The sequence below is a fragment of the Cupriavidus pauculus genome, from assembly GCF_008801835.1.
Classification (GTDB): domain Bacteria; phylum Pseudomonadota; class Gammaproteobacteria; order Burkholderiales; family Burkholderiaceae; genus Cupriavidus; species Cupriavidus pauculus.
The window spans coordinates 26875-48800 of sequence record NZ_VZOW01000037.1; the positions used below are offsets into that span (position 1 = coordinate 26875).

The 21926-nt window shown below is 62.5% G+C and carries 18 protein-coding genes and 2 tRNA genes; 10 read left to right on the forward strand and 10 right to left on the reverse strand.

The genetic code is table 11. The features are described 5' to 3' along the window. Nucleotides 1–336 precede the first annotated feature (336 nt). The 3 genes from F7R19_RS25085 to F7R19_RS25095 form a co-directional block, all read right to left on the reverse strand. Nucleotides 337–711 (reverse strand): hypothetical protein, encoded by a 375-nt coding sequence (locus tag F7R19_RS25085; RefSeq protein WP_150982385.1) that lies wholly within the window; start codon nucleotides 709–711, stop codon nucleotides 337–339. A gap of 163 nt (nucleotides 712–874) precedes the next feature. Further along, the gene (locus F7R19_RS25090) at nucleotides 875–1855 is read right to left on the reverse strand and encodes a tripartite tricarboxylate transporter substrate binding protein BugE (protein WP_150982386.1); all 981 of its coding nucleotides are present in this window, start codon (nucleotides 1853–1855) and stop codon (nucleotides 875–877) included. A gap of 401 nt (nucleotides 1856–2256) precedes the next feature. Beyond that, nucleotides 2257–2332 (reverse strand) — tRNA-Lys (locus tag F7R19_RS25095). A 197-nt stretch (nucleotides 2333–2529) separates the two neighbouring features. On the opposite strand from F7R19_RS25095, the gene F7R19_RS25100 reads away from it, so the two are divergent. Together F7R19_RS25100 and F7R19_RS25105 are read left to right on the forward strand one after the other, a co-directional pair. Further along, complete coding sequence (locus F7R19_RS25100) at nucleotides 2530–3432, forward strand: LysR family transcriptional regulator (RefSeq protein WP_061959392.1); 903 nt, start codon at nucleotides 2530–2532, stop codon at nucleotides 3430–3432. Nucleotides 3433–3536: 104 nt separating this feature from the next. Continuing rightward, nucleotides 3537–4928 carry an 8-oxoguanine deaminase gene (locus F7R19_RS25105; protein ID WP_150982387.1) on the forward strand — a complete coding sequence of 464 codons (1392 nt, stop codon included), beginning with the start codon at nucleotides 3537–3539 and terminating at the stop codon, nucleotides 4926–4928. A gap of 168 nt (nucleotides 4929–5096) precedes the next feature. On the opposite strand, the gene F7R19_RS25110 is transcribed toward F7R19_RS25105, so the two are convergent. Beyond that, nucleotides 5097–5172 (reverse strand) — tRNA-Lys (locus tag F7R19_RS25110). 330 nt (nucleotides 5173–5502) lie between these two features. On the opposite strand from F7R19_RS25110, the gene F7R19_RS25115 reads away from it, so the two are divergent. Further along, the gene (locus tag F7R19_RS25115) at nucleotides 5503–5766 is read left to right on the forward strand and encodes a DUF1488 family protein (RefSeq protein WP_061959393.1); all 264 of its coding nucleotides are present in this window, start codon (nucleotides 5503–5505) and stop codon (nucleotides 5764–5766) included. 220 nt (nucleotides 5767–5986) lie between these two features. On the opposite strand, the gene F7R19_RS25120 is transcribed toward F7R19_RS25115, so the two are convergent. The 5 genes from F7R19_RS25120 to folD all read right to left on the reverse strand — a co-directional run bounded on the left by F7R19_RS25120 (nucleotide 5987) and on the right by folD (nucleotide 12198). Further along, on the reverse strand, nucleotides 5987–7846 hold the full coding sequence (locus F7R19_RS25120; protein WP_150982388.1) for a SulP family inorganic anion transporter: 1860 nt from the start codon (nucleotides 7844–7846) through the stop codon (nucleotides 5987–5989). Nucleotides 7847–7850: 4 nt separating this feature from the next. Further along, on the reverse strand, nucleotides 7851–8648 hold the full coding sequence (gene xth / locus F7R19_RS25125; protein WP_150982389.1) for an exodeoxyribonuclease III: 798 nt from the start codon (nucleotides 8646–8648) through the stop codon (nucleotides 7851–7853). Nucleotides 8649–8654: 6 nt separating this feature from the next. Further along, on the reverse strand, nucleotides 8655–9077 hold the full coding sequence (locus F7R19_RS25130; RefSeq protein WP_150982390.1) for a hypothetical protein: 423 nt from the start codon (nucleotides 9075–9077) through the stop codon (nucleotides 8655–8657). Between the two features lie 33 nt (nucleotides 9078–9110). Then, complete coding sequence (locus tag F7R19_RS25135) at nucleotides 9111–11210, reverse strand: M3 family metallopeptidase (protein ID WP_150982391.1); 2100 nt, start codon at nucleotides 11208–11210, stop codon at nucleotides 9111–9113. 130 nt (nucleotides 11211–11340) lie between these two features. Beyond that, the gene (gene folD, locus F7R19_RS25140) at nucleotides 11341–12198 is read right to left on the reverse strand and encodes a bifunctional methylenetetrahydrofolate dehydrogenase/methenyltetrahydrofolate cyclohydrolase FolD (RefSeq protein WP_061959386.1); all 858 of its coding nucleotides are present in this window, start codon (nucleotides 12196–12198) and stop codon (nucleotides 11341–11343) included. A gap of 142 nt (nucleotides 12199–12340) precedes the next feature. On the opposite strand from folD, the gene F7R19_RS25145 reads away from it, so the two are divergent. From F7R19_RS25145 to F7R19_RS25175, 7 genes are all read left to right on the forward strand, one after another. Further along, nucleotides 12341–13042 (forward strand): hypothetical protein, encoded by a 702-nt coding sequence (locus F7R19_RS25145; RefSeq protein ID WP_150982392.1) that lies wholly within the window; start codon nucleotides 12341–12343, stop codon nucleotides 13040–13042. 357 nt (nucleotides 13043–13399) lie between these two features. Then, nucleotides 13400–13621 carry a hypothetical protein gene (locus F7R19_RS25150; protein WP_150982393.1) on the forward strand — a complete coding sequence of 74 codons (222 nt, stop codon included), beginning with the start codon at nucleotides 13400–13402 and terminating at the stop codon, nucleotides 13619–13621. Between the two features lie 13 nt (nucleotides 13622–13634). Continuing rightward, complete coding sequence (locus F7R19_RS25155; protein ID WP_150982394.1) at nucleotides 13635–14573, forward strand: lysophospholipid acyltransferase family protein; 939 nt, start codon at nucleotides 13635–13637, stop codon at nucleotides 14571–14573. Next, nucleotides 14516–16687 carry a peptidase domain-containing ABC transporter gene (locus F7R19_RS25160; protein ID WP_150982395.1) on the forward strand — a complete coding sequence of 724 codons (2172 nt, stop codon included), beginning with the start codon at nucleotides 14516–14518 and terminating at the stop codon, nucleotides 16685–16687. Before F7R19_RS25155 ends, F7R19_RS25160 begins: the two co-directional genes overlap by 58 nt. Continuing rightward, nucleotides 16684–17850 (forward strand): efflux RND transporter periplasmic adaptor subunit, encoded by a 1167-nt coding sequence (locus tag F7R19_RS25165; protein ID WP_223505948.1) that lies wholly within the window; start codon nucleotides 16684–16686, stop codon nucleotides 17848–17850. Before F7R19_RS25160 ends, F7R19_RS25165 begins: the two co-directional genes overlap by 4 nt. Next, nucleotides 17847–19796: a MacB family efflux pump subunit gene (locus tag F7R19_RS25170; protein WP_150982397.1), complete on the forward strand. Its 1950-nt coding sequence runs from the start codon at nucleotides 17847–17849 to the stop codon at nucleotides 19794–19796. The genes F7R19_RS25165 and F7R19_RS25170 overlap by 4 nt, the downstream gene beginning before the upstream one ends. 5 nt (nucleotides 19797–19801) lie before the next feature. Further along, the gene (locus F7R19_RS25175; protein ID WP_170292653.1) at nucleotides 19802–21169 is read left to right on the forward strand and encodes an efflux transporter outer membrane subunit; all 1368 of its coding nucleotides are present in this window, start codon (nucleotides 19802–19804) and stop codon (nucleotides 21167–21169) included. 49 nt (nucleotides 21170–21218) lie between these two features. On the opposite strand, the gene F7R19_RS25180 is transcribed toward F7R19_RS25175, so the two are convergent. Next, complete coding sequence (locus F7R19_RS25180; protein WP_150982399.1) at nucleotides 21219–21851, reverse strand: response regulator transcription factor; 633 nt, start codon at nucleotides 21849–21851, stop codon at nucleotides 21219–21221. Nucleotides 21852–21926: the final 75 nt, after the last annotated feature.

The window sequence follows — 21926 nt, forward strand, 5'->3', positions numbered from 1 at the left end:
GTCGCGCTGTATAAATCGATAGCGCGAACACTAGCAGTAATGTCCAGACATGGGCGTGACAGGTCGGGTATGTCCTAGTCAATCTTTTGGATGAGGCGCAGTGGACGCCGCCCGGCGATTCGCTGGCGGCGGACGATGAGCCTCGGGCGCGATGGCGTGGCGAGCCCAAGCGGGCAATCCGGTGCGCCGATCCGGACATCGGCCAGGAGAAACCGAGGGGTAAAACCAGCCATTGTGAAAGCCGCGAACCGCGCACGGCCGTAAACGAAAACATGGCCTCTGCCTGAGAACAGAGGCCATGCAAGCCGGGCTTGCGCCCGGGGCACTGCGTACTACTTATTGCTTCTTGGCGCCGTCCGTGTACGGATCAGCCTTGCCAGTCTTTGCGCCGTCGGTGTACGGATCGGGCTTGCCGGACTTGGCGCCGTCGGTGTACGGGTCGAACTTGCCGGACTTGGCGCCATCGGTGTACGGATCGGCCTTCTTGCTCGGCGCCAGATCGGACTTGGTCGACTTCTTCGCACCGTCGGTGTACGGGTCGAATTTGCCGGACTTGGCCGGGTTCTGGTTCGGGTTGGCCTTGTTCTTGGAGTGGCTGCCGCTGTACAGATCGCCGCCGTCCGTGTAGTTCTTCTGCGCATGCGCCAACTGCATGGCGCCCAGCGAGGTCAGGGCAGCAACGATCAGCGTCGGTACGATCTTTTTCAGCATCTTCATCCTCTCAAGTGACGGTCGAATCGCCGGATTCGACGAGACAAACATTGCGTTGTCGACATTGACACTTTACCGGTGTTCACGGCGCTTCGCTCGCCAAAATTGTAGTAACAATGTTCGGGCGATCGTTCCGTCACGTTACCAGCACATCACACGTCAATCATTCGAGGGTGATGTTCTGGTCAGTCGCGATCTTCTTGCGCAGTTCCAGTTCACGCTTGATCTGCGCGGCGTATTGCTGCGGCGTGTTGCCGTCCGGATAGGCGCCAGCGTCATGCAAACGCTTCTTGACGTTGGGATCCTGCAGCGCTTTGATCGCGGCAGCGTGCACCTTGGTCACGATCGCGGCCGGCGTGCCGGCCGGCGCAACCAGACCGTACCAGGCCATGTTGTTCATGTCCTTCATGCCTTCTTCGGCGAAGGTCGGCACGTTGGGCAGACCTTCCACCCGCTTCGGCGCGGCAACGGCCAGCGCGCGCAGTTTTTCGGTCTGGATGAACGGCATCGACGACGGCAGGTTGTCGAACTGGGCGTTGACCTGACCGGCCAGCGTGTCGTTCAGCGCCGGACCCGATCCCCGGTACGGGATGTGGACCATGTCGGTCTTGGTGATGAACTTGAACAGTTCGCCGTCGAGATGCGAGATGCTGCCCTTGCCGGCGGAAGCATAGCTGTACTTGCCCGGGTTTGCCTTGAGCAGTGCGACGAATTCCTTGAGGTTTTTCGCCGGCACCTTCGGGTTCACGGTCAGCACGTTCGGCACATTGACCAGATTGGTGATCGGTGCGAAGTCCTTGAGAGGATCGTACGGATTCTTCGGGTTGGTGGCCGGATTGGTTGCCATCGTGCTGACCGTGGCGATGCCGAGCGTGTAGCCATCGGGCGCCGATTTCGCGAGCGCATCCGCGCCGATCGCGCCGCCGCCGCCGCCGCGGTTTTCCACCACCACCGGCTGGCCCAGTTCGCGGCCGAGGGCGTCGGATACTGCGCGACCGACGATGTCGGTGGTGCCGCCCGCGGCAAACGGAACGATCAGCCTGATCGGCTTGGTGGGGTAGGACTGCGCGTGAGCCACGCCCGCCTGCATCAAGCCAAGCGCGGCAAGGGCGCCAATAGCGCCCGCGTTCAGAACTGCTTTCAAGAGATGCCTCCCAGTATTGCTGTCTTCTATGTTCCGCAATACGGAACTCAGTTCCGTGATGTGCGTCGACGAGCATTCAACCCCGAAAGGGCGTGGGTGCGAAATAGGGGGGAACCCTTTGAGATCGGACCACTATCGGCAAGTCGCGCGCCGAACCGTGGTGGCCGGTGATGCCGCGCATGCGGGAATTTTCGGCAAGACGACAACCCGGTAGCCGCTTGCCAATGTCGCGGCGAGAAGTCGGCGCAAAGCGATGCGCAAGGGACGACGAAAATAGGTGGGGAAAATGGAAGGCTGGGGAAATGGGAGTGGGCCGCAAGGCCGCGCAAGACTATGGCCGGCATGCCGCAGAAATGCAAAAAGCCCGAAGCGATTGTGCTTCGGGCTTTTTGGGAATTTTCTGGTGGGGCGTGAGTGACTCGAACACTCGACCTACGGATTAAGAGTCCGCTGCTCTACCAACTGAGCTAACGCCCCAACGAAGAAAAAGATTGTAGCAAGGTACCGAAGACGACGCAAGCCCCCGGATCCAAATTTTTTGCGGCTTACAATGTGTCGCCAAAACAGAGCCACCAAACCAGCGCCATTACAACAGCGCGATCCGATGCGAGCGATCGAGATCCGCGACCGAACAATCGTCACGCGGCCCGCGAGCCAATACTCAGTCCGAATCCATGCACGCCCGTGTCCTTCGCTATCTCGACGAGGTTGTCCGCCGCGGTTCAATCCGGCGCGCGGCCGAGCATCTGCACGTGGCGCCGACCGCGATCAACCGGCAGATACTCGACCTCGAGGCGGAGCTGGGCGCGCCGCTGTTCGACCGCATCAACCGACGCCTGCACCTGACCCCGCTGGGTGAAGCCGTGCTGGCGCACGTACGGCAGACGCTGCGCGAACACGACGCATTGCAAGCCCGTGTGGCCGAGATCAAGGGCGCGCGACGCGGTATGGTGACCATCGCCACCACGTCGGGCCTGGCGGGCGCGCTCATGCCGTCGCTCGTTCATGACTTTCGACAGCATCATCCCGGCATCGTGGTGCGCGTGGCCGATCTGCCGGTGCACGGCATTGTGGCGGCGGTCGAGCAGGGCGATGCCGACCTCGGGCTTGGCTACGATCTGCCCGAGGTGGCGGCGTTCCGCGTAGCCGCCAGTCGCGACTGGTCGATTGGCGCGGTGGTTGCGCCCGGTCATCCGCTCGCTTTGCAAACCTCGGCGCGGCTGACCGAATGTGCGGGCTATCCGCTGATCCTGCCAGCGCCGTCGCTGTCGATCCGCGCGATGATCGACGATGCGTTTGCGCGCCAATCGATTCAGGTCACGCCGGCCGTGGAAGCAACTTCGGTCGTGTTGATCCAGCGTCTGGTGGCCACCGGCGCAGGGGTGGCGTTGCTCAATCCGCTCGATGTGATGGAGGAACGCGCGCGCGGCTCCGTCATTTTCGTGCCGTTGCGTGACGCGGATGTTCGTCTGCAAACTTTGCGGCTGGTGGCGCGCAGCCGCAGCACGCTCTCGCCCGCGGCGGTGTTGATGGCGGAAGCGGTGGCCAGGACCTTGGCGGGTTTGTTTCGCTCCTGAGGTGTCCACAATTTCCGCACACCTAGCGCGAAATTCTGCGCTTTGGCGCGCCCGCGGGAACTGCGTAGACTTCGGCTCGTTCACAAACAAGACACATCCTTGCCATGACCTTGATCCTCAAGCACGCCGACGTAGTGGTGACCATGGACGCGCAACGCCGCGAAATTGCCGACGGCGCCGTTGTGACCAATGGTCCCGCCATCGAATGGGTGGGCGCGACGGCGGAATTGCCGCAGGCGTATCGCCGGATGATCGACGACGGTGGCGCCGAAGTGGTCAATATGCGCGGGCACGTGGTGATGCCCGGCCTCGTCAATACGCATCACCATATGTACCAGAGCCTGACCCGCGCCGTACCGGCGGCGCAGGACGCGGAACTGTTCGGATGGCTGACGAACCTGTACATGATCTGGTCGCACCTGACGCCGGAAATGATCCATGTGTCCACGCAGACCGCGATGGCGGAATTGATGCTCTCGGGCTGCACGACCACCAGCGATCACCTCTATTTGTATCCGAACGGCTCCAGGCTTGACGATTCCATTGCTGCTGCGCAGGAAATCGGCATGCGCTTTCACGCGGCGCGCGGATCGATGAGTGTCGGGCGTAGCCAGGGCGGCTTGCCCCCCGATGCGGTTGTCGAAACCGAGGCGGCGATCCTGCGCGACAGCCAGCGGCTGGTCGAGCAATATCACGATGCCTCGCGCCATGCGATGCTGCGCGTGGTGCTGGCGCCGTGCTCGCCGTTTTCGGTGTCGCGCGATCTGATGCGCGAGTCGGCCAGCATGGCGCGCCACTACGGCGTGTCGCTGCATACGCACCTGGCCGAAAACGACAACGACATCGCGTATTCGCGCGAAAAATTCGGCATGACGCCAGCACAGTACGCCGAGGATCTGGGATGGGTCGGCCGTGACGTATGGCACGCCCACTGCGTGAAACTGGACGACGAGGGCGTGGCATTGTTCGCCCGGACGGGCACCGGCGTGGCGCACTGTCCGTGCTCGAATATGCGGTTGGCTTCCGGCATTGCGCCAATTCGCAAGATGCGCGATGCGGGCGTCCCGGTGGGGCTGGGCGTGGACGGCAGCGCGTCGAATGACGGCGCGCACATGCTCGGCGAGGCGCGTCAGGCGATGCTGCTGCAGCGCGTGGGATACGGCCCGGCCGCGATGACGGCGCGCGAGGCCCTGGAGATTGCTACGCTCGGCGGCGCACGGGTGCTCAATCGGGACGACATCGGTGCGCTGGCGCCGGGGATGTCAGCCGATATCGTGTCTTTCGACATGTCGGCGGTCGGTTTCGCCGGCGGCGGCCATGATCCCGTGGCGGCGCTTGTGTTCTGCACGCCGGCCAATGTGTCGACCAGCATCATCAACGGCCGCGTGGTGGTGCGCGACGGTCATCTTGTGACAGTGGATCTGCCGACCGTGCTGGCCGATCATCGTCGCCTGGCGCGCAGCTTGTTCGAGCAGGCTCAGCGCGCCGGGATTTGATGAGCCGCGCGCATTGACGATGAGGGGCGCGCATCAACGTGCCGCGCCCTGGTCGCTGACGCCGGCGGCAAGGCACGCGCAAGCCGCCGGCGGGCCCGGCGAAGTCGGAGATGCCAGCCCTGGAAAGCAAAAAGCCGGAAGCATTTCTGCTTCCGGCTTTTTTGTGTCTGGTGGGGCGTGAGTGACTCGAACACTCGACCTACGGATTAAGAGTCCGCTGCTCTACCAACTGAGCTAACGCCCCGACGAAGACCGAGATTCTAGCAGCATTTTCTATTTTGTCAAAGGTTAAATGCATGAGGACGCGCACGGTGCCGGACGTGCGTATCGCGCGCAGATCCGTGAGCGAATCGGTCGGATTTGGGCTTGCACATCGCGCTGACACAGATGCGTGAACTGCTCATTCGCGAGCGATATCGAGCGTGCCCGTTTTGCGGAACCAGCGTGGCGCGCCGCAGGTCAATGCGTGCGTTAAGACGAATCCGATTCTGGGTGTTCGGCGTGTGGGATCGAAGACGATTTCCGCAAAGCCATGTTAGGATTCTTCTCCACTTGCATATGGAGGGCTGTGATGATGGAAATCAAATTCCAAGAGCAAGACCGCTACGACATCAACAACGAAGGTCTGCTGTTTCATGCGATTGTCGATGGTGAGCAAGTGACATGCGTGGTGACACGCGAAGCATTGTGGGAAGGCTTCAGTGCCGACCAGGTGCTGTCGCTGGAAGAGGCGTTCCGCGCCGGTCGTGACACGATCGAACGCGCCGCCGTGGTGTTGATCGAGCAGGGCGTGCCCCAGCCGGTCGTGGTCAAGCGCGCGCACGTGGCGCCGGTTTAACCGACCGACGGCAGCAACCCTCCGCTGCCGGCCTCGGCCTTGCTTCACAGCAGGTCGGCCGGCGCGCCACATCCCTACCGGCGCGCCACATCCGTAAATTCTCTTCTGGCGCTTTTGTTCCGGTTTTCTGCTGGCTTCCCGACAACTTTGCGCTGGAAATTCCGCTGAATTTCCGCCGTTTTTCCGTTGTTCCTCAACCGCCGGATTCCGCCGTTGCCGCTCAGGCGGGATGTTCCGTGCGGGCAGTGGTATGAGATGGCGGACCGTTGTGCGCGTCGCCGCGCGCGGCGTTGGCTTGATCGGCGCCGCCAGGCCGCCCGGCGCACTCTTCGAAGATGCGCGCCTTGCATTGGGCGCAGATTTCCGGTGAGAGGCGGGCGATGATGGTGTGGAGCGCTTGCCGCTTCGTGGGGAAGATGTGGTCGCGGCCCAGCTTCTCGGTGAAGCCGGTTTGCTCCCACGTTTCCAGCACTTGGGTGCGCGGGCGGTGGAAGTACAGATCGCCGCCCGTGGCGCGCCGCTCGGCAAGTTCGGACTCCCACATTTCGGCGCCTGCCAGGTCGATGAAGTTCATGCTTTTGGTCATCGCCAGCAGATGCTTCTGGTCGGCGTCGACCGTGCGCAGCCAGTGCAGGCGATCGGTCACATACTGCCCGGCGCCAAAGTAGATCGCACCTTCCATGCGCAGCAGTTTCAATTGCGGACATTCGGGCTGCGGGCGATGCAGCTCGTCCAGCGGCGTAAATCGGCGCCCGGGGTCGTCGGCGTCCGGCACCAGGCTGCGCACTGCAGGCCGCGAGGTGCGGTACAAATAGGCCACCAGCGACAGTATCGTGCCAAGCAGCACGGCCATCTCGAGGCGGATGACGAGCGTGGCGACAAATGTGCCGAGCGCGATGGCGAATTCGGTGCGCGATAGCCGCGCAATCCGGCGCAGCCGCTTGAAATCGAACAGCCCCCACGCGACGAGCAGCAGCATCGCCGCGATGGCGGCCAGCGGGATCTGCGCCAGCAGCGGCGCGCTGACAGACACCAGGGCCACCAGCAACAGCGCCGAGAACACGCTGGCTAGCGGCGTCTGCGCACCCGCTTCGAAATTCGGCATCGAGCGGTTAAGCGAGCCGCACGAGATATAGCTAGAAAACAGTCCGCCTGCGATATTGGACAGCCCCTGGCCGATGAATTCGCGATTGGCGTCCACGTGCTGGCCGGAGCGCAGCGCCACGGCCTTGGCGATCGAAATCGACTGGCCCAGCGCGACGATCGTCAACGCCGCGGCAATGCCGAGCAGATCGGGAACGGTGCGCCAGTTGATATCGGGCACATGGAACGGTGGAATGGCCGCGGGGATCGGGCCGACGACGTTCACGTGCTGCGCGCCGCCCCAACCGCTGTGGTTGAGCACCATCGCCACGGCATATCCTGCCAGCAGGCCGAGCAGCATGAACGGCAGCCGTCGGCCCAGGCGCTTGATGACGAGCGTGACGACCAGCGTGACGGCGCCCACGATCAGCGCGTTGAAGTTCGCCGTGTCGAAATTGTCGAACAGGAATCGCACCACGCCAAACGCGCTGGTGCCCGTGGGCACGGCAAGGCCGAACAGATCCTTGAGCGCGTAGAGTCCGATCAGCGTGGCTGCGCCGCATGTGAATCCCAGCAACACGGACGGCGAAATGAAGTTCGCCAGCGATCCCAGCCGCAACGCACCGACCGCCAGTTGCAGGATTCCGACCAGTATCGTCACGGCCAGCGCCAGGGCGATATAGGCGGGGCTGCCGGCAAACGCCACTGGGCTAAGCATGGCAAACAGCGCGAGCGAATTGGCGTTGGTCGGCCCCGACATCACGTGCCAGCTGGAGCCGAACAGCGCGGCGATGATGCACGGAATGACCGCCGTGTAGATCCCGTATTGCGGCGGCAACCCGGCCAGCGTGGCGAATGCCACGCCTTGCGGCAGCACCAGCACCGCGCCGAGCAGGCCGGCAACCACATCGGCGCGCAACGTCAGCGGCGTGACGCGCCGCGTCCACGGAAACAGGCGGTGCAGCGCGGACTGGCGGGTATGGACGGCGGCGGTCATCGGCTCAGTCGAGCGCGAGCGTTGCCACCACCGGCGTGTGGTCGGACGGCTGGTCCCAGCGGCGCGGTTCCTTGTCGATCAGGCAGGTCGTGCAGCGCTGCGCCAGTTCGGCCGACAGCAGAATATGGTCGATGCGCAGGCCGGCGTTGCGGCGAAAACCCATCATCCGATAGTCCCACCAGGAGAAGGTTTTCTCGGGCTGCTCGAACATGCGGAACGAATCGACCAGACCCATTGCGATCAGCGTCTTGAAAGCGTCGCGCTCTTGCGGCGATACCAGGTTCTGGCCTTCCCACTTGGCCGGATCGTGCACATCGCGGTCTTCCGGCGCGATATTGAAATCGCCCAGCAGCGCCAGCTTCGGATATTTGATCATCTCCGCGCGCAGCCAGTCGGTCATCGCCTTGAGCCAGTCGAGCTTGTAGACGAACTTCTCGGAATCGAGCGCCTGGCCGTTCGGAAAATAGGCGCTGATCAGGCGCACGTCGCCATAAGTGCCGGCGATGACGCGCTGTTGCGCATCTTCGTAGCCGGGGATATTGCGCACCACATCGGTCGGCGCGGGCATGGCGCCGTCGCGGGCGACGATCGCGACGCCGTTGTAGGTCTTTTGGCCGGTAAAGATGCTGTGGAACCCGTTGGCTTCCAGTTCCGCCAGCGGGTACTTGTCATCGGGCAGCTTCAGTTCCTGCAGGCACAGGGCGTCGATGGGCGTGCCCGCGGCCTCCTGTGCCTCCAGCCATTGCAGCACTTGCGGCAAGCGCACTTTGAGGGAATTGACGTTCCAGCTCGCGATTCTCATGGGTGATTATTCTTGTTCGGGGGGCTGGCCAAACAGGCCGCCGAGCAGATCGCGCTCGTTCAGGATATCGAAGGCTATCTGCTCATGGATCTTCATGCAACGTCGGATCGCGGCCGGGATCGCGGCGCGCGTCTTGCGGCACAGGCCGGGCTGCTCCGCCAGTTCGATATGAAATCCCTGCACGGTCCGCACTTCGTTGTCGCTGGGCGTAATGGTGATGACGATGCCCAGCTGCGCGCGCATCTTTTCCTGCATGCGGCGCAACTGGTCGAGGGTCTCGACGGCTTCCAGGCGCGCCACCAGCTTTTTCTCCTCCTGCTGGGTCAGCAGCAGGATGCGGCGGTCGGCGCCCGGGCCGTCCAGCGTTTCGCGCCGGCAGTCACAGGCGCCAGGCGGACACTCCGTGCGGATCGGAAAGGGGGTGTCCATGACCGGCGCGCCTGGGTGAGCCGGGATCGACGCTCAGGCCGTTGCGGTGGTCTGCGCCATCCCGCCGTGCCGCAGCAGCGCGTCGATCTGCGGCGCGCGGCCACGGAATGCGACGAACGATTCCATCGCCGGACGGCTGCCACCTACCGACAGGATCTCGCGCCGGTAGCGCTCGCCGGTCTGCGCATCGAGCACGCTGCCCGACAGCTGTCCGGCTTCCTCGAACGCGGCGTAGACGTCGGCGGACAAGACTTCAGCCCACTTGTAGCTGTAGTAACCGGCAGCGTAGCCACCCGCGAAGATGTGGCTGAACGTGTTCGGCCAGCGCGACAGCGGCGACTGGGGCACCACGTGCCGGGTGTCGTTGATCTGGCGTGACAGTTCCAGCACGGACACCGGGCCCTGCGGATCGAAGTCGGTGTGCAGGTGCATGTCGAACGACGAGAACACGATCTGGCGCAGCGTCATCATGCCGTTCTGGAAATTCTTGGCGGCGAGCATGCGGTCGAACAGCGCGCGCGGCAGCGGCGCGCCGGTTTCCACGTGGGCCGTCATGGTCGACAGCACCTCGTATTCCCAGCAGAAGTTCTCCATGAACTGCGACGGCAGTTCCACGGCATCCCATTCCACGCCGTTGATGCCCGACACGCCGAGGTCGCCGACCTGCGTCAGCATATGGTGCAGTCCGTGGCCGAATTCATGGAACAGCGTGATCACTTCATCGTGCGTGAACAGCGCCGGCCGGTTGCCCACAGGCGCGGTGAAGTTGCAGGTCAGGTACGCCACCGGGGTTTGCACGGTGCCGTCGCTGCGCTCCTTGCGGCCGCGCGCATCGTCCATCCAGGCGCCGCCGCGCTTGCCTTCGCGCGCGTACAGGTCGATGTAGAACTGGGCCAGCAGCGCGCCTTGCGGCGACACGACGCGGAAGAACCGCACATCGGGATGCCAGGTCTGCGCGCTGTCCGGCTGGATCTTTACCGAGAACAGTTTTTCGACCACGCCGAACAGGCCTTCCAGCACCTTCGGTTCCTGGAAGTACTGCTTGACCTCGTCGTCGGAGAAGGCGTAGCGGTTCTGGCGCAGCTTTTCCGATACATAGGCAACGTCCCACGGCTCGATCTGGCTCAGGCCGAGACCGGCGGCGAACTCGCGCAGTTCCTTCCAGTCCGCCTCGGCGTAAGGACGCGCCTTGACCGCCAGTTCGTCGAGGAACTTCAGCACATCGGCCGGCGATTCGGCCATCTTCGGCACCAGCGAAACTTCGCCGTAGTTGTTGTAGCCGAGCATCTGCGCTTCTTCGCGGCGCAGGGTCAACTGCTCGCGCATGTTCGACGTGTTGTCCCAGTCCGCCTGGCCGTTGTTGTACTGCGGGCCCAGTTCGGACGCGCGCGTCACGCTGGCTTCGTACATGGTCTGCCGCAGCGCGCGGTCGTCGGCGTATTGCAGCACGGGGAAGTACGACGGGAAATGCAGCGTGAATTTCCAGCCTGGCTTGCCGTCTTTCTCGGCAGCGAGCCTTGCGGCCTCCTTCGCGTCGGCCGGGATGCCGGACAGACGCGCTTCGTCGTCCACGTACAGCGCATACGCGTTGGTGGCGTCGAGCACGTGGTCGGAAAACGCCTTCGACAACTGCGCCTGCTGCTCCTGGATTTCGGCAAAACGCGGCTTCTTGTCTTCGGGCAGCTCGGCGCCGCCCAGGCGGAAACCGCGCAGTTCGTTTTCAAGCAGCTGCTTGCGCGCCGGAGAAAGCGCGGCGAATTCGGGCCCGCTCGCCACGGCCTTGTATTTTTCGTACAGCGCCAGGCTCTGGCCCAGCGAGGACCAGAATTCCGTCATGCGCGGCAGATTGTCGGCGTGCGCCTTGCGCAACTCCGGCGTATCCGCGACGGCGCTCAGGTGGCCGACCACGCCCCAGGCGCGTCCCAGCGGTTCGGTGGCGGTCTCCAGCGCCTCCACGGCGCTGGCCCAGGTTGCCGGCGTGGCCGGGTTTTCGGCGCGTGCCACGGCGGCCTGCGCATCGGCCAGCAGCACATCCAGCGCCGGACCGATATGGTCGGGCCGGATGTCGGCGAAGCGTGGCAGATCCGAAAAATCGAGCAAAGGATTATTGGCGCGATCGGTGGTGTCAGTCATGGCGATTCCCGGTTGGCGTGCCGCGACGGAACGCGCGCGGCACGTTTTCCTGTGCAAGATGAGGCCTTCGCGGCCAAATATCCAGTACGACTTTGCTGTGTGGCGCCCTTAGGCGCCATCGGGACCTTCCTCAGGCCAGGCCAGCCTTGCGCTCGGCCGCTTCCAGCGTGTTGATCAGCAGCATCGTGATCGTCATGGGGCCGACGCCACCCGGTACCGGCGTGATGTAGCCGGCCACCTCGCGCACGCCGGCAAAGTCCACGTCGCCGCACAGCTTGCCGGCATCGTCGCGGTTCATGCCGACGTCGATGACCACGGCGCCGGGCTTGACCATGTCGGCCGTGATGATGTTGCGGCGGCCCACCGCGGCGACGACCACATCGGCGTCGCGCGTGTGGGCGCTGAGGTCACGCGTTTTGCTATTGCAGATCGTGACGGTGGCGCCGGCCTGCAGCAGCAGCATCGCCATCGGCTTGCCGACGATGTTCGACGCGCCGACCACCACCGCGCGGGCGCCGCGCAGCGGGTACTGGATCGACTCCAGCATCTTCATGCAACCGTAGGGTGTGCAGGGGCGGAACAGCGGCGCTCCGGTCATCAGCGCACCGGCATTGGCCACGTGGAAACCGTCGACGTCCTTTTCCGGTGCGATCGCTTCCAGCACCTTGTGGCTGTCGATGTGCTTCGGCAGGGGTAACTGCACCAGAATGCCGTGGATCTTCGGATCGTTGTTCAGGGCGTCGATCCGGGCCAGCAGATCGGCCTCGGACAGGTCGGCCGGATAGCGGTCGAGCGACGAGTGGAACCCGTTGTCCTCACATGCCTTGACCTTGTTGCGAACATAAACCTGGCTGGCGGGATCCTCGCCAACGAGCACCACGGCCAGCCCAGGCTGATGGCCAGCGGCGGTCAGTCGGGTGGCGCGGTGCGCAGCTTCGGCGCGGATTTGTTTGGCAAGGGCGTTACCGTCGATCAGTTGAGCGGGCATGGGATGTCTTGAGGGGGCCGGGGGAGCGGGCGCGCGACACTGGCGTGTGCGCGCAAAAGAGCGATTATAAAGCGTTGCCGCCGTCGAAATCGGCTTGATGGCGTGCAAGCCCGGCTGGCGCGGCGGCTGCTAGCATCCGCTCATGCAAATCGAAGAATCTTCAATTCGCGCATTGTTGGCCACCTGGCCATTGCCGACACTGGCCGTCGGCATGCTTGCATGGGCGCTGGCGCAACGCCCATGGCGCCTGTTGCAGCGCGAAGCAGCGCTCCAGCATGTCTGGCTCGGCACGATACTGGCGCTGAGCCTGCTGTGGTCGATGCGGGCGACGGTGGGGGACGGCATCGTCTTGCAATGGATGGGCGCCACACTGGCGGTGACGATGTTTGGACTGCCGCTGGCCATGGTGTCGCTCGCCATCGTCGATGTGGCCTCGCTGCTCGGGCTCGCGTACCTGTCCGGGCAGCACTGGCTGGCCATCGACTGGGTATCGCTGGCGCCGCGCTTTGTCTGGATGGCGCTGGTGCCTGGCGTTGCCACCGCAGGCGTGCAGGCGCTGATTCGGCGCTGGTTACCGCATCACCTGTTCGTGTTCATCCTAGGACACGGGTACTTCGCCGCGCTGCTGGCCGCACTGGTGACGCGCGGCGCGATGATCGGCTGGGCGTTGTGGACGAGAGAGCTCCAAAACGCCGGCCTGACGATCGGCGATCAACTGACCGGCGGACTCATCGTTGCGTTCGGCGAGGCTTTCTTGACCGGGATGCTGGTGGCAATTGCAGTGGTGTATCGACCACACTGGGTTGTGACTTTTGACGCAGACGATTATCTGAAAAGTACCTGATTGAGAGATCGGATCGCCATCCGCTGAATCGTTTAAGCGATTTGCTATTCTCGCATTTTCGTCGGTTGTCTTAATATTCGTCCTGTCCCGATGCAAATGTGTCAAGGAAGTCGGGCTTAGGTGGCGTAGGCCGATTAGCGCGTTCGGCGACGTCATTTTCCATTCGCGCAAAAAGGTAATACGATGATCCAAAAAAGTGGTATCCAGAAGCTGAATCCGAAACAAGCCCGTAAGGTGACGGGTGGACATACTGAATACAACAACTACGAAGCCTGCCGCCGCGTATACGCGGAGTGCAAGCAAAACAAGAAGGGCTACTGGACTGGCGACGGTCACAAGTAAATCGTAATCTGGCAAGTGACCAAGGCGACCGATTATTCGGTCGCTTTTTTATTTGGATCTTTTGCGGCGCATTGTTTCGGGATTGTCGCATTTGAGCGAATTGTGATTATGCTGGCCGAGCGATTTGCTACTTTAAGGCCATGGTGCAGGATCGCAATGCGTGCGGAAATGGAATGCATGCAGCCCGCCGTGGCGATGAACAGTGCGATCTTGATTTTCTTGGTGAGCTGGAATTAAGGCGATCGTCAATATGGATTTGTCGACCTATTTTGCACTGGCGCGTGCCGGCGCTGCGGCGGCATTGCGCACGCCTGTGCAGGGGATTTCCCTCCATTTGAAGGCGACGCTATGGAAACTATTGTCCACGCCCACCGCTGTCCGGCTCAGCCGGCTGCCATTTCGCGTCGGCCAGGAAGCGAGGCGTGACAGGGTGCGCGGGCGCACCTGGGTGCGCCATCTTGAGCGCACACTCAATACGCGCACCACGGCCCGATACGACCAGTTGGTCAGGCAACGCATCGTTCTGGAATCGGCGTTGTATCACACCGAGCCGCGCATGATTGAAATGATGCGCACCTGTGCGGCGAAACTCTCCCACTGCAGGACGCGAATGATTGGGCGGGGCGAAACTCCAATTTTCGCACCGCTGCATTTTTGCTCGGATATGGTGGCGGCCACCGTGGCGGCCATGACCGAGCCGTACCGCAGCCATGTATTTTCGATTTACAAGGAAGGATATTTTGGCGCGGCCGAGCAGGCGCAGTGCGAACGAACCGGTATTGCGGAATTCGTGCAGCATCACCCCGATGATCCGCCGTCGCATTTTCGTTCGATGTTGCGGGACCTGCGCTCGCATTGCGCCAATGTAGTGATTTTCCCGGACATTCTTCCGCAGTTCACGAATGGCTATCTTGGGCGCGCTATGCGGACCCGGGACGTCCTTTTGTTCGGTCGACCCGCCAGGCTGCATTCGGGCGCGGAGGAATTGGCGCGAATGGCAAGGGCGAAGCTAGTGCCTTTCTATATCTACTGGCTTGAAGGGAAACTCGAAATTCGCATTTTCGAACCCTGTGCCAACGGCGACGAGGTGGCCCGCTGTATCGAGCGTGCGCTCCGCGAGCGCGGCGATCAATGGCTGCTCTGGCATTTTCCCTCGTTGTTCTACTTCAACGACGGGAGTACCCAATAATCATGTCAATGTGGAATTCTTCGCAAACGCTGCGCGGCCTGTACGATATCGAGCCGATTTATCAGGGCGAAATATCGGAATGTGGCGTGGCGTGTGTCGCCATGCTGCTGCAGGCGCTCGGTATTGAATCCAGTCTCGCAGACGTGCGCAAGCGGTACGGGGCGTCATTGCTCGGCATGTCGCTGGTGGACCTCGTCGAGGCGCTGGAATCCTACGATGTGGCTTCGGATCCGGTGCGGTTCGATCCAGAGGCGCTAGTGGAGTTACCGCTGCCGGCCATTCTGCATGTGCGCGGAAATCACTTTGTGCTGGTGATGCGCGCCGCGGGAGACCTGTTTCAAGTGTTCGACCCTGCGGTTGGCGTCCATTTGCTGCATCGCGGCGTACTCGCAGGGGTGGCAACCGGCTATGCGCTGATCCTCGGGGAAGACGAACGGCCGCGGCCGCGGGCGCGAAATAGCGGACAACGGCCAAGCCGCATGCGCCTGGCGCAAGCCGGAGGCATCCCCCTGGTCAGCCTGATGCTAATTTCCGGCGCGCTGTCGTTCATGACGCCGCTGTTCGTCGGAACATTTGTCGACAGACTGCTGAATCCTGGCGGCATGCACGCCTACTGGTCGATCGGCTGCGCGTTTCTGGCAGCGGTGCTCGGTGCATTTGCATTCGAGCGGTTCTGTGGCCGGACATTGAATCGCCATTGCGCCAGCGTCGGCATGCTGGCATTGGATCGCGCATTTTCGCGGCTGATCGATAATCGTCTCGGCTACTTTTCGCGGCGCACGCCGGGCGATCTGGTTGAAAGGTTCTCTGCCTATGGCGACGCGGCAATTGCCCGCGTCCGGCTAGGCAACACCATGTTTTGCGCGGTGCTGGTTGCCATCGTCGCCATCTTGGCGATGGCGTGGCTGCAACCGTGGCTCGCGATTATCAGCATGGTCGGTATTGCCATTTCGGGCCTGATTACGCAGCGCTACGGCCAGCATGCGCAAAGCCTGCGCATGGATGCGGAAGTGGTGGCAGGCAACCAGCGGCAATTTATGCTGGAGACAATTCAAGGTATTCACGCATGGAAATCGGCCCTGGGCACGCGTCGCCGGGCGCAGGCCTTCGCCGACCATGGTTGCGCGACGATCCAGACCTGGCGCCGCCAAGCGGATCTCGGTGTCCGCCAGCAGACTGCGTACAAGTTATTGGGCAATGTGGAACTGCTGGTGATGCTGGGTGTCGCCGCAAATGCGATGCTTCATGGCGAATTGTCTTTCGGCGCCTTCTATGCATTTACGTTTTTGCGGCAGATTGCATTTGCGTCGGCTACCGCGGGCTATGGCGCCTGGGTGGGTGCGCGGTCGAATCGCGTGGCCGAAGCGCGCGCGCAAGACATGTTTGAGCAGGAGCGCGATGTGTATCCCGACGAGCAGCAAGGGCTAGAGCAATCGCTGCAATTCGACCAGTTGAATTTCCGGCATCCGGGCAGTCCCCTCGCGCTCGAGGATATTTGCTTGTCGATCCGGCCTGGCGAAAGGATCGCCTTGATTGGTGAATCCGGTTCGGGAAAGACCACGCTTCTGTCGCTGCTGGCCGGCATGGAAACGCCATCGTCGGGCGCTCTACGAATCGACGGGGAATGGACCGATCGTTGGGAACGACTGCGGCGCTACTGCCATCTGCAGACGTCTTCGGACATTCTGTTCACCGGCACGCTGCTGGAAAATATTTCGATGTTCGCGCCGAATCCCGATCGCGCCTGTTGTCAGAAACTGGTCGATGCAGTCGGCATGGGCCAGCGGGTTGCCGCGTTGCCGGGCGGTATCGATACGTTATTGACCGACGCGACGGCATCGCTTTCCGCCGGCGAACGGCAGCGCATCATGGTGGCGCGTGCGCTTTATGCACGCCGGTCCGTGAGTATTTTCGACGAGCCGACTGCAAACCTCGACGCCGACAGTGCGCTCGCGGTGATCGACGCCATCACGCGCCACGCGCACGCGGCCATCGTCGTGACGCATGACCGGTCCCATCTGCATTTATTTGACGTGGTGTATGAACTGCGAGACGGGCGTCTTCATCGTTTTGGATGTGCGGTGGAAACCGAGTCTATCGAGGCACTGTCATGAAATCGCGCAGATCGAAAAGAGTGGGTTGGTCCCTCGCTTTCGCGGCCACCGTCGCGCTAGCCGCCGGATTCTGGTTTCACGGTCGCCCTGAAGCTGCGCCGCCGCATACCGTGGCGGTATCGCGTGGTGATATCGAGGAAGTCGTGCTCGCATCCGGCACGTTGACGCCGATTCGTCAGGTCAATGTCGGCGCCCAAGTGAATGGACAATTGAAAACGCTGAAAGTCCAGCTTGGCGACCGGGTCAAGAAGGGTGACTTGCTGGCCGAGATCGATCCGGTTTTGCAGCAGAATGAAGTGAGTCAGGCAGAAGCTTCCCTGAAGAACGCGGCCGCCCAAAAGGCCGCGCAGGTAGCGCAATTGCGACAGTATCAACTGACGCTTCAGCGCGAAAAAGCACTGCGGGAAGACGATGCGAATGCGCCTGCCGACGTGGAATTGGCCCAGAGCCAGGTGGATACCACGCGGGCGAATATCGATGCGCTCGATGCCCAGTTGCGACAGGCGCGAGCGTCGGTGGAAACGGCTCGCGCCAATCTTGCGTATACCCGTATCGTGGCGCCAATTGATGGGCAGGTTATTGCCGTGGTCACGCAGGAAGGACAAACCGTGGTATCGGCCCAATCGGCGCCGACGATTTTGGTGCTCGCCGATCTGGACCACATGCTGGTCAAGGCCAGAATATCGGAAGCCGATGTCGTGCGCGTGCGCGCCGGGCAGGACGCGTGGTTTTCCATCCTTGGCGCGCCGCAACGCAAGTTTCACGCGAAATTGCGCAGTGTCGAGCCGGCGCCTCCCATTTCGTCGCTGTCGCAGGATCCTACTCAGAATCAGTCTGCCGCGAGCGCCATTTATTACAACGGCCTGCTTGAAGTAGCCAATGACGATGGCACGCTGAAACCGTCGATGACGGCACAGGTGTCGATTGTGCTCGGACGCGCCGCCAATACGCTGTTGCTGCCGGCAACCGCCGTGGACGGACCGGACCAGAATGGAAAGTATGCGGTCGCGGTGGCTCAGAACGGCGGTCGGAAAATCGATCGGCGGGAAATTCAGGTCGGATTGAGCGATCACGTTTCCGTGCAAATCGTGCGTGGCCTGAACGAAGGCGAGCAGGTAGTGCTGGGTGCCAACTCGCCCGACGACACGGAGTCCGCATCATGACTTCTGCACTGCTCGAGCTGCGGGGCGTTTCCCGGATCTATATGAATGGCCGGGAGAACTCGACCGTGCTGCATGGGATCGATTTGACCATCCGTGCCGGCGAGATGGTGGCCATTGTGGGGCGATCCGGTTCTGGGAAATCCACTTTGCTCAATATCCTGGGATGCCTCGATCGGCCGACCGACGGGCAATATCGCATCGCCGGACAAGACACGAGGGGTTTGGATCCCGATACGCTCGCCAGGCTGCGTCGCGAATACTTCGGTTTTATTTTCCAGCGCTATGATTTGCTGCAGCATCTGACCGCCGTTGAAAACGTGGAGATGCCCGCGCTCTACACCGGAATCGACAAGGCCACGCGGCAGCGACGCGCCCTCGACCTCCTGGCGCGATTTGGACTGGCTCACCGCGTCGATTATCGGCCGGCGCAATTGTCCGGCGGACAGCAGCAACGTGTTGGTATTGCGCGCGCGCTGATTAACGGGGGCGCCGTGATTCTTGCGGACGAACCGACCGGTGCGCTGGATCGCGCCAGTCACGACGAGGTTTTGAAACACCTGCGCAATTTGCATCGTGAGGGGCATACGGTCGTTATCGTTACGCATGACCCAGAGGTGACGGCCTGTTCGGACCGGATTATCGAGATCGAGGACGGTCGGATTGTTGCCGATCGTCGCAGCACCGCAGCCGAAAACCGCGTCGTTGCGTCGCCGCCAGAAGACCACGCTGACAGCCGCCGCGGCCAATGGTCGCTGGAAAGCCTGAAGACATCGCTGGTGATGGCTTGGCACGCCATGGCCAGTCACCGTATGCGAACCGCGCTGACAATGCTTGGCATCGTTATCGGGATTGCGTCTGTGATCGCCGTGACGGGGTTGGGACAAGGGGCCAAGCAGCGCGTGGTGGCAGATCTCAATGCGCTGGGCACCCATACTGTTGACATCTATCCCGGAAACGGGCGCGGTGACGAAAGCCCCGAAGCGATGCGTGCGCTGCGCGAGCCGGACCTGTCGGTCCTGGCCGCGCAGCCCTATATCGACAGTATCAGTCCGGTTATCCATGGCACCGGCGTGGCGATTTACGGCAACCTGAAACTCGCCGTGGCGACAGTGGGCGTCAATCAGGCTTTCTTTCGCGCATCCAATACCGCGATGGCGGCGGGCGTGGCATTTTCCGCCGACGACATCGCGCGCCGCGCGCAGGTGGCCGTTATCGACGAGAATCTGCGCCGCCGCGTGTTCGGAGCCGCTCGTGACGCGCTCGGTGAAATCATTCTGATTGGCCGCGTGCCGTTCCGCATTATTGGCGTGACCGCGGCGCGCAAATCGCTGCTCGGCAATAGCCAGTCGCTTAACGTGTGGATTCCCTACACCACGCAGAAATCCCATCTGATGCCGCAGGACCATTTCAGCAGCATCAAGCTGCGCATGAAATCCAACAGCAAGACTTGGCAGATGGCGGACGTGGAGAAGGTGCTGAGCAAGCATCACGGCCGCAAGGATTTTTTCGTTTCGACAAATGAAAGTCTCATTCAGAGCGTCGAGCGGACAGCAACCACGCTGACCATGATGGTCTCGGCGATTGCAGTGGTTTCGCTGATCGTGGGCGGGGTAGGGGTCATGAATATCATGCTGGTGTCGGTCAGCGAGCGCACGCGCGAGATCGGTATTCGCATGGCCGTGGGCGCGCGGCAGGCCGATATTCGCCAGCAGTTTCTGATCGAGGCGATTTTGATTTGCCTGGTAGGCGGATTACTCGGCGTGGCGCTCGCCTGGTCGATCGGGACTGTGCTGGGGTGGTTTCAGGACACCATTGCGATGCGACTGTCGCCGCTGGTGGTGTGCGGGGCATGCCTGACTGCGGCCCTGACCGGCGTCGGCTTTGGCTTTGTGCCCGCGCGCAATGCATCGAAGCTCGATCCCGTATCGGCATTGGCAAGAGGGTGAATGCGATGCGCAAGACTTTGCTTTGTCTGTCCGTGGCCAGCCTGCTGGGCGGCTGCGGCGCCTTGCTGGAAACGCCGTACGAGCGCCCGGCGATTGCAATGCCCGATAGCTGGGATGCGCAGCGCGGCCCTGCTGCGGCGGTTGCGTCGCAGACCGACCGCTGGTGGGAAGTGTTTGGCGATCAGCAGCTCGATCGACTGGTCGAGCGGGTGCTGGAGCGCAACGCCGATCTGGCCGCAGCAGCGATTCGCCTGCAGGCCGCACGGCTTCAGGCCGGTCTGGCGCAAACCAATCTGACGCCCGATTTCAGTGCCGGCGGAAATGGGTCAGTGAGCAAGAATCTCGGCCATGGATCGCCAAGCCAGCGCACTTACGGCACGAGCATGAACATCGCCTACGAACTGGATCTGTGGGGAAAACTGGCGCGGACGCGCGACGCCGCCACGTGGGCCGCGCAGGCAACGGCGTTCGATCTCGAAAGCACCGAACTTTCCCTGATCGGGACAACCGCTGCCACTTACTGGAGCATTGCCGAGCTCAATGCGAAGCTTGCCGATGCCCAGGCGGACGTCAGAGACGCCAGACGTGTCGAGGCATTGGTACTGTCGAGATATCGGGCCGGCGCCGACGGCATGGCGGAACTGGCGCTGGCGCGCCGCACCGTGGCCACCAACCAGGCCAATTACGAAGGTCTTCTGCAACAACGGGAAACCCAGCGAAAGGCATTAGCGATATTGCTTAACGATGTGTTGCCGAGCGCGGAGATCGAAGACCTTGTGCTGCCCGATGTCCCGTTGCCCGATGTGCGTCCCGGACTGCCGGCAAGCGTGCTGGCGCAGCGTCCCGACGTCGCCGCGGCCGAGGCGCGCATCCGGAACAGCCTGGCGACCCATGACGCGAAGAAGGCGAGCTTCTTTCCGACGCTCTCGTTGACGGGCTCGTTGGGGACCAGCAGCCGTGATCTCGGCCAGGTGCTGACCAATCCGATCGGGACGCTTGGCGCGGGCCTGGCGCTGCCATTCCTGCAGTGGAATACGGTCAGGCTGAATGTCGGGATTTCGCGCACCGACTACGAAGCGTCGGTGGTCGCGTATCGCAAGACGCTTTACCAGGCCTTTGCCGAAGTGGACGAAGCGCTGTCGATGCGCGAAAGCCTCGCGCGCGAAGGTGACCAGCTTGCGCTGGCGATGGAGCAGGCCAAAAAAGCCGAGGCAATCAGCGCCGCGCGTTACCGGGTCGGCAAGAGCAATATCCGGTTCTGGCTTGATGATCAGCAAACGCTCCGGCAGGTGCGGGCGTCCGTCGTCAGCAATCGGCTGAGCCGCCTGCGCGCCCAGATGACGCTGTATCAGGCACTGGGCGGGGCGGCGTGAGGCGGGTATGACCGGGGCCGGCGCAGTGGCGCCGGTCGCCGGTCGCCGGTCAGCTGTTGCGCGACAGGGCCAGTCGCAGCAGATCCGCCACGGTATTGACGTTGAGCTTTTCCATGATGTTGGCGCGATGCGCTTCCACGGTCTTGATCGAAATGCCCAGTTCGTCGGCGATCTGCTTGTTCAGGCGACCAGCCACGATGCGCTCGAGCACCTGCTGTTCGCGCGTGGTCAGCTTGCCCAGCAAGTCCTTGGCGGCGCGTTGTTCGCGCGCGGCGGAATGATCGGTCCGGGCCTTCTGCAGCATCCGTTCGACCAATGCGCGAAGTTCCGATTCATCGAACGGTTTTTCGATGAAATCGATCGCGCCGCGTTTCATCGTCGAAACTGCCATCGGCACGTCGCCGTGACCCGTGATGAACACGATAGGGATGTCGATGTTCTCGGCGATCATGCGCTCCTGCAGTTCCGGGCCGCTCATGCCCGGCATGCGCACGTCGAGGATCAGGCACGACACGTGGCCTGCGTCGTAAGCGGACAGGAACTGCTCGGCGCTGTTGAAGCTACGCACCTGGTAGCCGTTGCCCTCAAGCAGCCAGGTCAGCGAGTCGCGCATCGCTTCGTCGTCGTCGACGATATAGACGGTCTCGCCACGGTGCGGCGTTGGGCTGGGCGTTGCGGTCATGAAGTCTCCTGGGGCAAAGTCGTTTGCAACGAAGTGTAACTGCATGCGCCGGCGCGCAACACCCCTGGCGGACGA

What these genes read in the sequence shown, in the direction of transcription:
- F7R19_RS25165 (WP_223505948.1), top strand. Translation starts at nt 16,684, where the DNA reads ATGAAATCGCGCAGATCGAAAAGAGTGGGTTGGTCCCTCGCTTTCGCG.
- F7R19_RS25180 (WP_150982399.1), bottom strand. Translation starts at nt 21,851, where the DNA reads ATGACCGCAACGCCCAGCCCAACGCCGCACCGTGGCGAGACCGTCTAT.
- F7R19_RS25145 (WP_150982392.1), top strand. Translation starts at nt 12,341, where the DNA reads ATGCAAATCGAAGAATCTTCAATTCGCGCATTGTTGGCCACCTGGCCA.
- F7R19_RS25135 (WP_150982391.1), bottom strand. Translation starts at nt 11,210, where the DNA reads ATGACTGACACCACCGATCGCGCCAATAATCCTTTGCTCGATTTTTCG.
- F7R19_RS25155 (WP_150982394.1), top strand. Translation starts at nt 13,635, where the DNA reads ATGGATTTGTCGACCTATTTTGCACTGGCGCGTGCCGGCGCTGCGGCG.
- F7R19_RS25175 (WP_170292653.1), top strand. Translation starts at nt 19,802, where the DNA reads ATGCGCAAGACTTTGCTTTGTCTGTCCGTGGCCAGCCTGCTGGGCGGC.
- F7R19_RS25115 (WP_061959393.1), top strand. Translation starts at nt 5,503, where the DNA reads ATGGAAATCAAATTCCAAGAGCAAGACCGCTACGACATCAACAACGAA.
- F7R19_RS25100 (WP_061959392.1), top strand. Translation starts at nt 2,530, where the DNA reads ATGCACGCCCGTGTCCTTCGCTATCTCGACGAGGTTGTCCGCCGCGGT.
- F7R19_RS25130 (WP_150982390.1), bottom strand. Translation starts at nt 9,077, where the DNA reads ATGGACACCCCCTTTCCGATCCGCACGGAGTGTCCGCCTGGCGCCTGT.
- F7R19_RS25120 (WP_150982388.1), bottom strand. Translation starts at nt 7,846, where the DNA reads ATGACCGCCGCCGTCCATACCCGCCAGTCCGCGCTGCACCGCCTGTTT.
- folD (WP_061959386.1), bottom strand. Translation starts at nt 12,198, where the DNA reads ATGCCCGCTCAACTGATCGACGGTAACGCCCTTGCCAAACAAATCCGC.
- F7R19_RS25085 (WP_150982385.1), bottom strand. Translation starts at nt 711, where the DNA reads ATGCTGAAAAAGATCGTACCGACGCTGATCGTTGCTGCCCTGACCTCG.
- F7R19_RS25160 (WP_150982395.1), top strand. Translation starts at nt 14,516, where the DNA reads ATGGCTGCTCTGGCATTTTCCCTCGTTGTTCTACTTCAACGACGGGAG.
- xth (WP_150982389.1), bottom strand. Translation starts at nt 8,648, where the DNA reads ATGAGAATCGCGAGCTGGAACGTCAATTCCCTCAAAGTGCGCTTGCCG.
- F7R19_RS25105 (WP_150982387.1), top strand. Translation starts at nt 3,537, where the DNA reads ATGACCTTGATCCTCAAGCACGCCGACGTAGTGGTGACCATGGACGCG.
- F7R19_RS25170 (WP_150982397.1), top strand. Translation starts at nt 17,847, where the DNA reads ATGACTTCTGCACTGCTCGAGCTGCGGGGCGTTTCCCGGATCTATATG.